Here is a 14,359-nt window from a genome sequence, read left to right on the forward strand (position 1 = left end):
GCCGGGTTCCGGCGAAGCAGGGAAAGCAGCGGCAGGTGCTGGTCGTGACCATGGCGGTAGCCCTGGTGGTGGTCGCGGCCGGGGTGAGTCTCGGCCTGTGGGCGGCCTCCGGCGGCGACGGCGGGTCCACCGGGCCGGAGGCGGGCTCCACCCGGGGCGCGGCCGCCGCGCCGAGCACGACCGGGCCGGACGGGGGCGCCAGCCCGAGTCCGAGCCGCTCCTACCCCCTGTCCGAGGCGCCCAGGACGATCCCCGCCGTGCGCGAGCACACCCCCGCACGCGGGCCGGGCTGGCGCCCCGCGAAGGGCGACCGGGTCGTCGTCAACGACTCCGCCCTCGCCGACGAGGGCCGCCTGGTCGCCGGGGAGCTGGGACTGACGTACGCGGGCGAGAAGGACGACAAGCGCGACGGGGACCTGCGGCTGACGCTGAACGACGGCAAGGGGGCGAACCCCGAGTCGTACGTGATGACCGTGGGCGGCGGGCGCGTGGAGATCAGCGGACCCACCGAGGCCGGTGTCTTCCACGGCACCCGCACCCTCAAGCAGGAGACGCACGACGGCGGCACCGCGCCCGAGGGCGTGGTGAAGGACGAGCCGGCCAAGCCGGTGCGCGGCTTCATGCTCGACATCGCCCGCAAGAACTTCACCGCCGGCTGGATCGAGGACCGGATCCGCGAGCTGGGCGACCTGAAGTACAACCAGCTGGGGCTGCACTTCTCCGACGACCAGGGCTTTCGCATCGAGTCCGACACGCACCCGGAGATCGTCTCCGCCGAGCACCTGACCAAGGCGCAGGTGCGCAGGATCATCGACCTGGCGGAGAGCCGGCACATCACGATCGTGCCCGAGATCGACTCGCCCGGGCACCTCGGCGCGGTCATCGACGCCCACCCCGACCTGCAGCTGCGCACCGTGCAGGGGTCGCCCGTGCAGGGCGCCATCGACATCTCCAAGGCCGAGAGCGCCGAGATCGTCGACGACCTGCTGAACGAGTACGCGGAGCTGTTCCCCGGCAAGCCCTGGCATCTGGGGGCCGACGAGTACCAGGCGCTGGTCCGCTCCGACCCCGAGGCGTCCTTCCCGCAGCTGGCCGCGGCGGCGCGCGAGAAGTACGGCTCCGGCGCCACCGTCGCCGACCTCACCACCGGCTGGCTGAACGACCGGGCCGCGACCGTCCGCGAGCACCAGCGCGTCCCGCGGGCCTGGAACGACGGGTTCTTCCGCGGCGGGTCCGTGCAGGCCGGCAAGGACATCCAGGTGGCCTACTGGACGGGCAAGGAGATCGGCGCCCGGACACCCCTGGAGTACCTGGAGGCCGGACGCAAGGTGATCAACTACAACGACGAGTTCCTGTACTACGTGCTCGGCGAACCGCAGACCTTCGTCTACCCGACCGGTCAGCGGATCTACGAGCAGTGGACGCCACGGGTGCTGCGCGGCACCACCCCCGTGCCCGCGCGGTACGACGCGCAGATCCTCGGCGGGTCGTTCGCCGTCTGGTGCGATCAGGCGAACGCGCAGACCGAGGCGCAGGTGGCCGCCGGGATCCGGATGCCGCTGCGGGCGATGGTGCAGAAGCTGTGGGACCCGGGCAAGCCCGAACCGTCCTGGACGCAGTTCCGGGCACTGGCGGACAGGCTCGGCTGACCGGCGCACGAATTGCACCGTCCGGCTGCGAACGCCCGTGCGGCTGTGGTGGTCTTGCGTCGCGAGCCGAGTCGGACAGGCCGGGGGGACCGGACATGGGCTACTGGGGTTACTTCGTCGTGGGCCGGGGGGACCGCCCGCTGGCCGGACTGGACGCGCTGTCGGGGGCGCGGGACGCTCTGACCCGGCGCGCGTCGGCGCCCGGCGGGTGGCAGGTCTGGGAGTACGCGAGCCGCGAGGGCGACCTGGGGAGCATGAACGCCCTCGCCGGCGAGACCGGGGCACCCGCGCTGTTCGGGTACGTGATGAACAGCGCCTGCGTGGTGCTGGAGGCCGCGGCCCCGGAGAGCGGGGCGTGGACGACCTGCCTCGCCCGGTCCGCGACGGCCGCGTACGTGGGCGGTGGCGGGCAGGGCCTCACCCTGGAGGACTACTTCCTGGAGCCGCGTGACGCGGCCGAACGGGCCGTCCGCTGGGCTGCCGAGGCCGGGCGCGAGGCGGACGCCGAGGCCGTGGCCGACGTACTGACCGCGGAGCCCGACCCCCTGGCCGAAAACCTGTTCTTCCGCTTCCTCGACCGGCTGGGTGTGGTGCCTCTGTGACACTCCCGGTCCGTTGCACGCAGTAAGGGGAAGTGCGGGATCCGTGAGGGGTGTGGCCGGGAAAGGCCTGGCAGGGCCCTGGGGGAGGCCCGCGGAGGGAGGCGTGGATGAGTCTGGTGGAGTTGATCGCACAGGCCGACGAGCGCGGGCTGGCCGCGAGCGGGCTGGCTTGTTTGGATCGGTGCGTGCCCCTGCTGGGCGGTGACGACGAGGTGCTGCGACCGGTGTGGGCCGGTCTCACCGAGGCCGCCGGGGCCGACGAGTGGGGCGAGCGGCTGGAGCAGACCCGGGCGAAGCTGGACGCCCCGGGCGCGGACGACGAGGCCGCCGTGCTCGCCCACCGGATGCTCCGGGACGCCCCCGCCGAGCTCTCGGGCGATCGGGTCCGGGCGTGGGCCGACGCCTGCTCCGTGGCCTCCCTGCAGATCCACCGCCTTCTCGACACGGCCGAGGACGAGGCCGGGTCGGTCGACGCACGCCGCGAGGGGCGCACGGACGGCATGTCGCCGCTCGTCGCCGCGGAGCTGCGCCGCCAGGTCATCGTGCTGGAGGTCCTCGCCGGGCACGGTCCGGCCGGACTGCGCCGGGCCCTGGAGATCTCCGTCGAGGGCCGCCGGGTGCTGCGCGCGGTGGTGTCGCGCCGCAACCGGCAGCAGGGCTGAGCCGGTCGCGGAACGCCCTCCCGTGCCGCCGCCCGGCCCAAACCCCGGTCCTGCAAGGGTCCTGTGAGTGTCCCCCGGACGCCGTGGGGTGGTCCTGCGCCGCTTCGGGAAAGCCGCCGGATCGGGGTGACGAAACGGTTCTCCCGAGCGCTTTCCCGAGTGTGACGACTCAAGCGGAGACCAGGCCTTCCGCCGCGGCCAAGCCGGTGCGCTGGGCGGCGGACACAGTGGCGACCATGCGCGAGGGAGCACGACTGCGCCTCGACTACTCGGCGCAGAGCCTGTGGAGGATCGACCGGATGATCGAGGAGATACGGCGCGAGGGCGCGCCCTACGCGGCGGTGCAGGAGGTGCTGCGCGGCTTCGGCGCCTACGCCGGTGAGGTGATGGCGCGTCAGAGCGGTGCCGAGTGGTGGGCGAGCGGTGGCGAGCACTGGATCCGCACGCCCGACGGGCGCCTGTGGGACCCGATCGACGAGGCCCGCCGCTGCTGGTCCGGGCACGGCTCGCTGCGGCTGCTGTGCCGGGACGCGGCGGGCGCCGCGCCCCGGCGGTAGGCCGGCGGCGGCGGGTTCAGCGGCCGGGCGAGCCCGCGCCGCCGAGGGCGGCCGGTGCCGGCTCCGCCGGCTCCGCCGGCTTGGCGGCGTTCGCGGCCAGGGTGCGGATCTCGGGCAGGTCGTCGTAGAGGTGCTGCCCGGGGCACTCGGTCGGATAGCCGTCGCGGTGCCCGGAGATGCGGTGCATCGTGACCTGCTGGCCCAGCTTGTACTTGCCGTTGTCCGCCCCGGCCGTGAGCACCACGGTCCCGGTCGGGTCGAGGCCGTACAGGCCGAGCTTCCAGGCGGCGACCTTCGCGACCGACTCGCGCACCGCGGCGTCGGCGGTCGCCGTCGAATAGTCACCGAGCACGGAGATGCTGCTGGTGGCGGTGTTGAAGCCGTAGGTGTGCGCGCCGAGGACGGGCTTGTCGACGCCTCCGGCGCGGCCCTCGAAGACGGTGCCGCACTTGTCGACGAGGAAGTGGTAGCCGATGTCGTTCCAGCCGTTGCTCTTCACGTGGTACAGGAACACGCCCCGCACGATCGACGCCGACTCCGAGCACGCGTAGTCGTTGGTGCCCGCCGTGTGGTGGACGAAGATCGCCTTCGTGTCGGAGGTGTAGGTGGGCGGGTCCTTCACCAGGGACTCGTCGGCTCCCCACGCGGAACGGGACGTCATCGCCGGGCGCTCCGCCGAGGGCGCCCCGGCGGCCGGGGGCACCGCGTCCGGGTCGACGGCCTCGGTGTGCACGGCGTCCGTCCCACCGGCCGGGTCGACCAGTTCGACGCGCAGTCCCTCCGGCAGCGCCGTGCCCGAGACCCGCACCTGCACGCCGTCCGAGGGACCGGTCCACAGCGGCTGGGTGCCGCCGCGCACCCCGGCGCGGTCGCGGTCGGGCCCGGTCTCGGGGGTCCGGACGCCGGAGTCCAGGGCGTGCCAGGCGCTCCACGCGCCGGTCGTCCGGGAGCGGGTGCGCACCTGGGCGGTGCCGTCCAGCTGCGCCCGGGGATCGTCCCAGGTGACCCCGAGCAGGCTGAACGGTTCGGTGGTGCGCGGGGCGAGGGACCGGTCGTGCGGGTCCCCGTCCGGCACCCGGACGGTGTGCACCCCGTCGGAGGAGTCGGCCCGGGCGGGCTGGGCCAGACCGAGGGCACCGAGGGCCAGGGCGGTGGCGACCGTGGTGTGCAGCAGGCGGGAGGTCATACGGCGCTCGCCTTTCGTGGGCGGTGGCATCGCCGGCAGCACTCCCCGGTACGGCAGTTGGACCAAACCTGTCCGGCCCCGCGCTCCCGAGGACGGCGGGTCGGATTGACCCGAACGGTGGGCGGGGCCCCGGAGCCTGACGCGCTGTGACACTTCCGCGCGCAGCGGCGCTGATCACCGTGAGGATCGCGCACGCGGCACGGACGAGGACGTCACTTGGGTCAGGGAGCGGAACCCCGGCGCGCGCAGGCGCACGACGGGGAACTGGGCGCGGCCGTCGCGCGGGCCCAGCAGGGTGACGAGGACGCCTTCGCGGCGGCCTACCGGCTGGTGCAGCCCGGGCTGCTCGGCTACCTGCGCGGGCTCGTCGGGGACGACGCCGAGGACGTGGCGTCCGACGCCTGGCTGGAGATCGCCCGGGACCTCGGGCGGTTCCGCGGCGACGGGGCGGGCTTCCGCGGCTGGACGGCGACCATCGCCCGGCACCGGGCGCTGGACCACTTGCGCCGGCAGCGGGTACGGCCCCGGCCGTCGGCGCTGGAGCAGGACGTGCTGGACCTGCCCGGGCCGCAGAACACCCACGACCAGGCGCTGGAGGCCCTGTCCACCGAGTGGGCCCTGGAGCTGGTGCGCGGGCTGCCGCGCGACCAGGCCGAGGCGGTGCTGCTGCGCGTGGTGGTCGGTCTCGACGGCCCGGCGGCCGCCCGCGTCCTGGGCAAGCGGCCGGGCGCCGTGCGCACGGCCGCCCACCGGGGTCTGAAGCGGCTCGCGAGCCGGCTCGGCCCGCCGAGTGTGACGGATGAGGCGCCGCGGACGCTGGGTGAGTCGACGTGAGCGGAGCCTCGGGCTCCGCCGCCGGGCGGGCCCGGGCTTCCGGGCGCACTCACCCCGCAGGGCTCTGAACAGGGCCGATCGGCGGGACGTACACAGGAGACCCGGTGGGCCGGGTCGGGCGGATCGAGCAGAGGCGGGGCGGACATGGGTGAACGGCGAAACGACGGCGGGCTTGCCGGCCGTGGTTCCCGTCACACCCTCCTCGAGGCCGATGTCGAGGCGCTGATCGTCGCGTGCCTCGTCCGGGACGGCGTCGACGCCGAGGCCGAGCAGCGGGCCGTGGCCGCCTTCCGGGCCGCCCGGGACGCCGGGGCGGCGCAGCGGCACGTCCGCCGGCGGCGCCACGACTGGAGGCCCCGGGAACGGCGCCTGGTGGGACGGTCCCTGAGGACCACGCTGTCCGTGCTGCTCGCCAGCCTCACCCTGGGCGGGGTCGCCGTGGCGGCGATCGGCGTGGCGGGCGGATCGGCGGACGGACCGGACGACACCCCCGAGCGGCCGCCCTCCTCCAGCGCCGCCCCGCGCGACCCGGTCCCGCACCCGCGCGGGACCACCCGCACCCCGCACCCGGGCGACGGCTCGGCCTCGGCAGGCCCGGCACCCGGCCGGGAGACGGCGGGGGCGGAGAAGGACGGGCACGCCGCGGACGCCCAGGACATCGAGGCGCACTGCCGCGCCTACGGACGCGCCGGGGGCAGCGGCCGGGCGATGGAGACCACGGCCCGGGAGCGTCTGATCGACGCCGCGGGCGGTGAGAGGAACGTCACGGCGTACTGCGCCGCACAGGGGTCCGGGGCCGAACCCGGCCGGAGCGGCACTCCCGCCACGGAGCGTCCGGGGCCGCAGGGCTCCCCGGCCACGGGCGAGGGCTCGGACGGCAAGGGAGGCGCGAAGGAGGGCCAGGGGGCGGACAAGGGCCGCTCCGACGGCAAGCGCTCACCCTCCAACGGCCGCCGCCCCTGAGGGACTTCGCGCCGTCCGGCCGGTGCCGATGGCAACGGCCGGGGCCGCCACCCCCCACAGGAGAGGCCCCGGCCGTCGCGCGGCACGGGCCGCGCGGCGGCCCGTACTCCCTACAGCGCGCTGAGTGCGGTTTCTGTCACACCCCGCCGTGTCACGGCTTAGTTGCATCTCCGGCGGACATGGACGGGGAGTGGTTTCAGGTCGTAACGTGCCATTCGCGCCAGGGGCGGAGGCGGCAAGACCACCGCGATCACCTGCGGGCTTGTGACCGCAAGCATCAATCGAACGACCACGACGGCGAGAACCCGGCCCGCGAGAGCGGCGCCGGCTCAGGCGCAGAAGGGCGCGCGGTGCTGGGGGACGACGCGGAGCTGACCGCCGCGGTGCGCGCGGCACAGGACGGGGACGAGACCGCGTTCCGGACCGTGTACCGCGCCGTGCACCCGCGGCTGCTCGGATACGTACGGACGCTGGTCGGCGACCCCGACGCCGAGGACGTCACCTCCGAGGCGTGGCTGCAGATCGCCCGCGACCTGGAGCGGTTCACCGGCGACGCGGACCGCTTCCGCGGCTGGGCCGCCCGGATCGCCCGCAACCGGGCGCTGGACCACATACGGATGCGCGGACGCCGTCCCGCCATCGGCGGCGACGAGACCGAACTGACCGGCCGGGCCGCCGAGTCCGACACCGCCGGCGAGGCCATCGAGGCCCTCGCCACCGACGGAACGTTCTCCCTGATATCCAGGCTGCCGCAGGACCAGGCCGAGGCGGTGGTGCTGCGCGTGGTGGTGGGACTCGACGCCAAGAGCGCGGCCGAGACGCTCGGCAAGCGGCCCGGCGCCGTCCGTACGGCCGCGCACCGGGGCCTGAAGCGGCTCGCCGAGCTGCTCGGCGACGCCCCTCGGGCCGATCCGGAATCGGCGGGGGTGCTCGACGCCCTGCCGCCCCAGAGAGAACCACGTGGCGGTGCGGTGACGTCCGCAGGTGTGACGCACAGCGTCGCGCGGACGCAGAAGGATGTGTGATGGCCGACGAGCAGTACGGGTGGCTGGACCGCGAAACGGCGGAGCGTTTGCTGAGCGGAGAGCCACCGGAGGCTGTCGACGGCGCCGGCCGGGACCAGGCCGCACGACTCGCCGGAATCCTCGCAGCCCTGCCCCCCGCACCCCCGCCGGCCGGTGAGGAACTGCCGGGTGAGGCCGCCGCGGTGGCCGCTTTCCGCAAGGCCCGTGCCGAGCGCGCCGACGCGCTCGCGGCCCGTGCCGCGGCCGTGGGCCGGGAGCCGTCCGGGACGGCCGACGCGGGCCTCGTGCACATCGGGCACGCGCGCGTGGACACCCCTGCGGCCGCCCGCGGACCCCGCCGTCTGCGGCCCGCGCGCCTCGCGCTGGCCGCCGCGCTGGCCGTCGGCATGGTCGGCGGGGTGGCGGTGGCCGCCGGAACCGGAGCGCTGACGCCGTTCGGCGGGGACGAGCCCGTCCCCGGTTCCTCGGTCTCGGCCGGCGCCCCCTCCTCCGGTCGCGCGCCGGGGTCACCCTCGCCGGGCGACGCCGCCCAGGGCGGTGCCGGCTCCGGTGGTCTCGCCCCCGGCGGCGGCCCGACGGGTACGACCGGCGGCGCCGGACGCCACGAGGCGGGAGGCGGCTCGACCGCGAAGCCGGAACCCGGGAGCCGGCCCGGGCCGTCCGGCGGGGGCCGGGAGGTCCTCGCCTCGGCCTGCCGCGACCTGCGCCAGGGCAAGCGCCTGGACGACCACCGCCACCGCGCCCTGCGCGACGCGGCGGACGGCACCCGGGTGTGGACGTACTGCAAGGGCCTCCTGGCCGGAGCCGACCGGGGCTCCGCCGGGCGGAACGGCGAGGGCACGGGCAAGGGCAACGGCACGGGCACGGGCGGCGGCACGGGCAAGGGCGGCGGCGCGGACAACGGCAACGGCACGGCCCACGGCGACGGCACGGGCTCCGGCAAGGGCGCGGGCAAGGGCGGAGGCGGCCACCAGGGCTGGGACCGGAACAAGCCCGACCGCAAGCAGGACCGCGACCGGGGCCGCAAGCAGGACAAGCCCGACCGGAGGACCCAGCACGCGCCCGCACCGCTGCGACCTGCGGTTTCGTACACCGTGAAGGGTGCCTCGCCGCGGGTGTGACGTTTTTGCGGCCCGCGACGCAGTAATGAGTGAGCCGACTGGTCATCGGCTGTCGCACAGAGCCGGGGTTCCCCCCGTACCTACGGCTCGTGCACCTGAGCGCGGGCGGGACACGTTCCCCCGGTCCCGCCCGCGCCCCATCTCCGGCCCGCGCCCCTCACCAGGACACGACGACCTTGTCGCCGTCGCGGACCTGCGCGTACAGCCCGGCGATCGCCGCCTCGTCCCGGACGTTGACGCAGCCGTGCGAGGCGCCCGCGTAACCCCTCGCCGCGAAGTCCGCCGAGTAGTGCACCGCCTGGCCGCCGCTGAAGAACATCGCGTAGGGCATGGGCGAGTCGTACAGCGTCGACACGTGGTGGCGGGACTTCCAGTAGACGGAGAAGACACCCTCCCGGGTCGGTGTGTACTCCGAGCCGAAGCGGACGGCCATCGTCGACACCGTCCGGCCGTCGATCATCCACCGCAGGGTCCGGCTGGTCTTGTCGATGCACAGCACGCGCCCCTTCGCGCAACGCGGGTCGGGCCGGTCCGCGGGCTGGCCGCCCATCAGATACAGGTCCCACCGGCCCGGCTCGCGGGTCATGCCCAGCAGCCGCTGCCAGGTGACGGTGTCGGTCCGGCCCGTGCGCGGCAGCCCGCGCTTGCCCTGGAAGCCGCTCACCGCCTCCCGCGTCCGCTCGTCGTAGGTTCCGGTCGGCCCCTCGAACAGCCACGCCACCTGCCGCAGCCGTGCCTGGAGCTCCCGGACGTCCCGGCCGGTGTCGCCGTAGGACCACAGCACGCGCGGCGGGGTGCGCGGCTTGCCGTCGGCGCCGGACGGGGTCCTGTCCCCGCCGCCCGGCGTGCGGGCGGGGGAGGGGGTGCCGCCGGGTGGTTCGACGTGCACCGGCGGGCGGCGCCCGCCCTCGCCCGCGGGCGTCTGCACGGTGCAGCCGGTGAGTGCGGCCAGTACGGCCAGTGCCGTCGCGACGGCTCGTCCCTTGCCCGTGGTGCGCACGCGCCCCCCTGTCGTCCCACCGCCGTGCCCGGATGTCACCTGAGATGTTCCCCGGGCGTGACCCGCCGCGAACCAGGGGGCATGGTGGTGAGCGAGGTCACTGCTGAGCGGGAGGCAATGCACCATGGCGCGCGAGTCGGAGTCGGGTCTGCCGATCGAGCCGGTCTACGGGCCGCGGGCCCTGGAGGGCTGGGATCCGGCGCGGCGACTGGGGGAGCCCGGGGCGTATCCGTACACGCGGGGGGTCTACCCGACGATGTACACCGGCCGGCCCTGGACGATGCGCCAGTACGCGGGCTTCGGGACGGCGGCGGAGTCCAACGCCCGGTACCGGCAGCTGATCGGGCACGGCACGACGGGTCTGTCGGTCGCCTTCGACCTGCCCACCCAGATGGGCCACGACTCCGACGCCCCCCTCGCGCACGGCGAGGTCGGCAAGGTCGGCGTGGCGATCGACTCGATCGACGACATGCGGGTGCTGTTCGGCGGCATCCCCCTGGACCAGGTCTCCACGTCCATGACGATCAACGCCCCGGCGGCGCTGCTGCTGCTCCTGTACCAGCTGGTGGCCGAGGAGCAGGGCGTGAGCGGCGGGCAGCTGACCGGCACCATCCAGAACGACGTGCTCAAGGAGTACATCGCCCGCGGCACCTACATCTTCCCGCCCCGGCCCTCGCTCCGGCTCACCGCCGACATCTTCAAGTACTGCAGCGCCGAACTGCCGCGCTGGAACACCATCTCCATCTCCGGCTACCACATGGCCGAAGCCGGCGCCTCGCCCGCGCAGGAGATCGCCTTCACCCTCGCCAACGGCGTCGAGTACGTGCGCACGGCCCTCGCGGCCGGGATGGACGTGGACGACTTCGCGCCGCGCCTGTCCTTCTTCTTCGTCGCCCGCACGACCCTGCTGGAGGAGGTCGCCAAGTTCCGCGCCGCACGCCGGATCTGGGCGCGCGTGATGCGCGAGGAGTTCGGTGCGAAGAACCCGAAGTCGCTCATGCTGCGCTTCCACACCCAGACCGCCGGCGTCCAGCTGACGGCCCAGCAGCCCGAGGTGAACCTCGTCCGCGTCGCCGTCCAGGGCCTGGCCGCCGTCCTGGGCGGAACCCAGTCGCTGCACACCAACTCCTTCGACGAGGCCATCGCCCTGCCCACCGACAAGAGCGCCCGCCTGGCCCTGCGCACCCAGCAGGTCCTCGCCCACGAGACCGACGTCACCGCCACCGTCGACCCCTTCGCCGGGTCCTACGCCGTGGAGCGGATGACCGACGACGTCGAGGAGGCCGCCCTGGCCCTGATGCGCCGGGTCGAGGACCTGGGCGGCGCGGTCGAGGCGATCGAACGCGGCGTGCAGAAGGACGAGATCGAGCGCAACGCGTACCGCATCAGCCAGGAGACCGACTCCGGCGAACGCGTCGTGGTCGGCGTCAACCGCTTCCAGCTCGACGAGGAGGAACCCTACGAACCCCTCCGCGTCGACCCCGCCATCGAGGCCCGGCAGGCCGAACGCCTCGCCGTGCTGCGCGCCGAACGCGACCGGCAGGCCGTGCGCACCGCCCTGTCCGCACTCAGGAAGACCGCCGAGGGCGAGGACAACCTCCTGCCCCCGATGAAGGACGCCCTGCGCGCCCGGGCCACCGTCGGCGAGGTCTGCGACGCGCTGCGCGAGGTGTGGGGCACGCACGTCCCGTCGGACGCCTTCTGATCCGGGGAGCGAGCGGGAAACGGCATGTCGTACCGCCCGTCCCGCGTGCGACACTCCTTCGCATGTTCGGTGTCATCGATCTGCCCACCTACCTGGCGGGCCTCGCCCTGATCATCCTGCTCCCCGGTCCCAACTCGCTGTACGTCCTGTCCGTGGCCGCCCGCCGCGGCGTGCGGGCCGGGTACACCGCCGCCTCCGGCGTCTGGTGCGGCGACGCGGTGCTGATGACGCTGTCCGCGGCCGGCGTCGCCTCGCTGCTCCAGGCCAACGCCGTGCTGTTCGCCGTCGTCAAGTACGCCGGCGCCGGATACCTGACCTGGCTCGCCGTCGGCATGCTGCGCGCCGCCCGGGCCATGTGGCGCACCCGCGCCGAGCGGACCGCCGCCACGGCGTCGACGCCCGTGCCCGCCGAGGAGCGGCCGTTCCGCCGCGCCCTGGTCGTGAGCCTGATCAACCCCAAGGCGATCCTGTTCTTCGTCGCCTTCTTCGTGCAGTTCGTGGACCCCGGGTACGCCCATCCCGCGCTGTCGTTCGTCGTCCTCGGGATCCTGGCCCAGCTCGCCAGCGTGCTGTACCTCAGCGCGCTGATCTTCGGCGGCACCCGGCTCGCCGCCGCCTTCCGCCGCCGCAGGCGCCTGTCGGCGGGGGCGACCTCGGCGGCGGGCGCGCTGTTCCTCGGCTTCGCGGTCAAGCTGTCGCTCGCGAGCGGCTGAGTCACGGCCGGTGCGTCGGGCTCAGGCGGTGTCCGCGAGGTCCCTCGTCGTCGGCGGGATCGCGGCCCGCCACGGCGTCTCATGACACCGCTGAGGCTCCCCGGTTCCCCCGCTTGCGGGCCCGCCGCACGGCTCGGGTGACCAGCGGCGGCAGCAGGTCCTTGGCGAGCCGGCGGGCCCGGGAGGGCACGGGCCGGGCGGGGCGCGCGGCAGCCGGGGGCTCGGGTGCCGCCGGGGCCGGGGCCTGCGCCGGGACCGGCGCCACGTAGTGCCGGGAGGTCGGGAAGGCGGGCGGCTTCATGCCCCGGGAGCGGGCCCGCACCAGCCGGTGCCCGGCCGCCTGCTGCACGCTCACCGAGCAGTCCGTGCGCTCCCGCAGCATGGCGAGCAGCTCCTCCTGGAGCGGCTCGGGGTCGCCCCAGGTGCCGTACATCTTCTGGGTGCTCAGGCAGACGGGGTTCAGCCCCCGGTTCAGGACGGCCTCCCAGGCGGCGGCGGATACGCCCGGGGTGTGCTCGGAGCGGAAGTCGTCCAGGACGACGATGCCGCCCGGCTGGAGGACCTCGCGCGCCGCCCCGATGTCGCCGTGGACGTGCTCGTACAGGTGTGAGGCGTCGATGTGCACGAAGCGGCAGGAGCCCGGGGCGACCCGCTCGGTCACCACGGAGCTGGGGGCCGCGATGACGGCCGGCAGGCTGTCGTTGAAGGAGAGGTAGTTCCGCTCGAACGCCTGGCGGGTGAGCGTGGAGTACGACTGGGCCGTCTCCACCTGGTTGGCGCCGTCCGGGGCCTCGCCCTCGAACAGGTCGCAGACGGTGAAGGTCTCGTCCTCGCCGAGGTGCCGGCCGAGCAGGATGGCGCTCTTGCCCAGGTAGACGCCCAGCTCCAGCAGATCGCCCCGGACGCCCTGCTCGCGCTGCCGCTCCAGGAACCAGGTGAACAGCATCTGGTCCAGTGCCGGGAACCAGCCGGGGACGTCGGCCAGTTCGCCGGGGTACTGGTCGGTGGTCGCTTGTGCGTGGGTCATGAGGCGAGCCTTCTCCCCGGGCGGTGCCCGAACCGGCGGATGGGTGAACGTCCCGTGGACAGCTCAGCGGCCCCTGGCCAGAGCGGCCCGCAGCCGTGGTGTCAGCGGTTCCTCCACATATTTGTTCAGCAGCCACGCCAGCATCAGCATTGAGAGCACCGTCAGCCCGAAGGTCACCCCTGATGGCAGACGCAGCCCTTGGTGGAGCGCCTGTACGACCACCCATCCGAGGTGCTCGTGCACCAGGTAGAACGGGTACGTCAGCGCACCCGCCACCGTCAGCCAGCGCCAGTCCACCCGGTTCAGCAGGCCCAGCGCGATCGCCGCGACCGCGAGGAAGCCGAAGGTGACGACGAGGACGATCCCGAGCGAGGAGCGCTGCGAGAAGCCGCCCGCGTCCGGCGCGTGCCACAGCCCCTGCACCGCGTAGTGCTGCCCGATCGCCCAGCTGACGGCGACGATGCCCCAGCCGTACACGTCCCGCCGGTCGAGGTGGACCAGGTAGAGGCCGACACCGCCGATGAAGAACGGGGCGTACTCCGGCATCGCGACGATGTCGAGCAGCGGCAGGTGCGCGTTGTCGGCGATCACCGCCGCCAGCGTCCAGCCGGCGCAGAACATGATCACCCGGCGGCGGGTGGCCCCGGGCAGCACGACGCACAGGGCGAACAGGGCGTAGAAGCGGACCTCCGCCCACAGCGTCCAGCACACCCCGAGCACCCGGTCCACGCCCAGCGGCATCTGCAGCATCGTCAGGTTCACCAGCGCGTCGCTCGGCGACACCGCCCGGTAGGCGACCACCGGCAGGGCGAACACCGCCGTCACGATCAGCACCGCCACCCAGTAGGCGGGCAGCAGCCGGGAGGCCCGGGAGGCGAAGAACGACTTCAGCGGCCGGCCCCAGCCGCTCATGCAGATCACGAACCCGCTGATCACGAAGAACACCTGCACACCGAGGCAGCCGTAGGCGAAGTACTCGTGCAGGGTGGGGAACTGCTCCTTCGGCGAGGTGCCCCAGGCCTGCGCGATCTCGCCGTCGCGCCCGCCGTAGTGGTACGCCGCCACCATCAGGGCGGCCAGCAGCCGCAGTCCGTCCAGGGCGCGCAGCCGGCTCCCGGGCCGCTCGCGGCGGCGCGGGACGAGCGTGACGCCCGGTGGTTCGGCCGGTGCTGCGGCGGTGGGCCGGGGCCGGTGGGTGCTGACGACCGTCTCGGTCACGCTGGAAACCTCTGTGTGGCTCGTCCGTCTCTACCTGAGCCGCCTGGAGGCGGGCAGGGCGCCTGTCACCCTAGGGCGTGAAGGGGCGCAATCACGT

General features: G+C 74.3%; 14 protein-coding genes. 10 read left to right on the forward strand and 4 right to left on the reverse strand.

Going from position 1 to position 14,359, the window contains the following annotated elements:
- Window positions 1-50 precede the first annotated feature (50 nt).
- The 4 genes from ACZ4M5_RS09240 (at window position 51) to ACZ4M5_RS09255 (ending at window position 3,470) form a co-directional block, all read left to right on the forward strand.
- Window positions 51-1,649 (forward strand): beta-N-acetylhexosaminidase, encoded by a 1,599-nt coding sequence (locus ACZ4M5_RS09240; protein ID WP_467735541.1) that lies wholly within the window; start codon window positions 51-53, stop codon window positions 1,647-1,649.
- 95 nt (window positions 1,650-1,744) lie between these two features.
- Complete coding sequence (locus tag ACZ4M5_RS09245; RefSeq protein WP_467734626.1) at window positions 1,745-2,251, forward strand: hypothetical protein; 507 nt, start codon at window positions 1,745-1,747, stop codon at window positions 2,249-2,251.
- Between the two features lie 107 nt (window positions 2,252-2,358).
- Entirely contained in the window at window positions 2,359-2,913 is a 555-nt protein-coding gene (locus tag ACZ4M5_RS09250) for a hypothetical protein (RefSeq protein WP_467734628.1), read from the forward strand.
- A gap of 161 nt (window positions 2,914-3,074) precedes the next feature.
- On the forward strand, window positions 3,075-3,470 hold the full coding sequence (locus tag ACZ4M5_RS09255; protein WP_398106913.1) for a hypothetical protein: 396 nt from the start codon (window positions 3,075-3,077) through the stop codon (window positions 3,468-3,470).
- A gap of 16 nt (window positions 3,471-3,486) precedes the next feature.
- On the opposite strand, the gene ACZ4M5_RS09260 is transcribed toward ACZ4M5_RS09255, so the two are convergent.
- The gene (locus ACZ4M5_RS09260; protein WP_467734631.1) at window positions 3,487-4,656 is read right to left on the reverse strand and encodes an N-acetylmuramoyl-L-alanine amidase; all 1,170 of its coding nucleotides are present in this window, start codon (window positions 4,654-4,656) and stop codon (window positions 3,487-3,489) included.
- 216 nt (window positions 4,657-4,872) lie between these two features.
- On the opposite strand from ACZ4M5_RS09260, the gene ACZ4M5_RS09265 reads away from it, so the two are divergent.
- The 4 genes from ACZ4M5_RS09265 to ACZ4M5_RS09280 all read left to right on the forward strand — a co-directional run bounded on the left by ACZ4M5_RS09265 (window position 4,873) and on the right by ACZ4M5_RS09280 (window position 8,599).
- Window positions 4,873-5,490, forward strand: coding sequence for an RNA polymerase sigma factor (locus ACZ4M5_RS09265; RefSeq protein WP_467734633.1), 618 nt, complete (start codon window positions 4,873-4,875; stop codon window positions 5,488-5,490).
- A 144-nt stretch (window positions 5,491-5,634) separates the two neighbouring features.
- Window positions 5,635-6,453 (forward strand): hypothetical protein, encoded by an 819-nt coding sequence (locus ACZ4M5_RS09270; protein WP_467734635.1) that lies wholly within the window; start codon window positions 5,635-5,637, stop codon window positions 6,451-6,453.
- 350 nt (window positions 6,454-6,803) lie between these two features.
- Entirely contained in the window at window positions 6,804-7,478 is a 675-nt protein-coding gene (locus tag ACZ4M5_RS09275; protein WP_467734637.1) for an RNA polymerase sigma factor, read from the forward strand.
- The gene (locus ACZ4M5_RS09280) at window positions 7,478-8,599 is read left to right on the forward strand and encodes a hypothetical protein (RefSeq protein WP_467734639.1); all 1,122 of its coding nucleotides are present in this window, start codon (window positions 7,478-7,480) and stop codon (window positions 8,597-8,599) included. Before ACZ4M5_RS09275 ends, ACZ4M5_RS09280 begins: the two co-directional genes overlap by 1 nt.
- A gap of 157 nt (window positions 8,600-8,756) precedes the next feature.
- Here ACZ4M5_RS09280 and ACZ4M5_RS09285 read toward each other — a convergent pair whose 3' ends face one another.
- Window positions 8,757-9,599: a L,D-transpeptidase family protein gene (locus ACZ4M5_RS09285; protein WP_467734641.1), complete on the reverse strand. Its 843-nt coding sequence runs from the start codon at window positions 9,597-9,599 to the stop codon at window positions 8,757-8,759.
- A gap of 124 nt (window positions 9,600-9,723) precedes the next feature.
- On the opposite strand from ACZ4M5_RS09285, the gene ACZ4M5_RS09290 reads away from it, so the two are divergent.
- Both ACZ4M5_RS09290 and leuE read left to right on the forward strand, forming a co-directional pair.
- On the forward strand, window positions 9,724-11,304 hold the full coding sequence (locus ACZ4M5_RS09290; protein ID WP_467734643.1) for an acyl-CoA mutase large subunit family protein: 1,581 nt from the start codon (window positions 9,724-9,726) through the stop codon (window positions 11,302-11,304).
- A gap of 62 nt (window positions 11,305-11,366) precedes the next feature.
- The gene (leuE, locus tag ACZ4M5_RS09295) at window positions 11,367-12,017 is read left to right on the forward strand and encodes a leucine efflux protein LeuE (protein ID WP_398106905.1); all 651 of its coding nucleotides are present in this window, start codon (window positions 11,367-11,369) and stop codon (window positions 12,015-12,017) included.
- 79 nt (window positions 12,018-12,096) lie between these two features.
- Here the strand turns inward: leuE and ACZ4M5_RS09300 are convergent, their stop codons facing one another.
- The gene (locus ACZ4M5_RS09300) at window positions 12,097-13,044 is read right to left on the reverse strand and encodes a class I SAM-dependent methyltransferase (RefSeq protein ID WP_467734646.1); all 948 of its coding nucleotides are present in this window, start codon (window positions 13,042-13,044) and stop codon (window positions 12,097-12,099) included.
- Between the two features lie 63 nt (window positions 13,045-13,107).
- Window positions 13,108-14,262: an acyltransferase family protein gene (locus ACZ4M5_RS09305; RefSeq protein WP_467734648.1), complete on the reverse strand. Its 1,155-nt coding sequence runs from the start codon at window positions 14,260-14,262 to the stop codon at window positions 13,108-13,110.
- Window positions 14,263-14,359: the final 97 nt, after the last annotated feature.

The sequence above is a fragment of the Streptomyces sp. NPDC026246 genome (genome assembly GCF_055567995.1).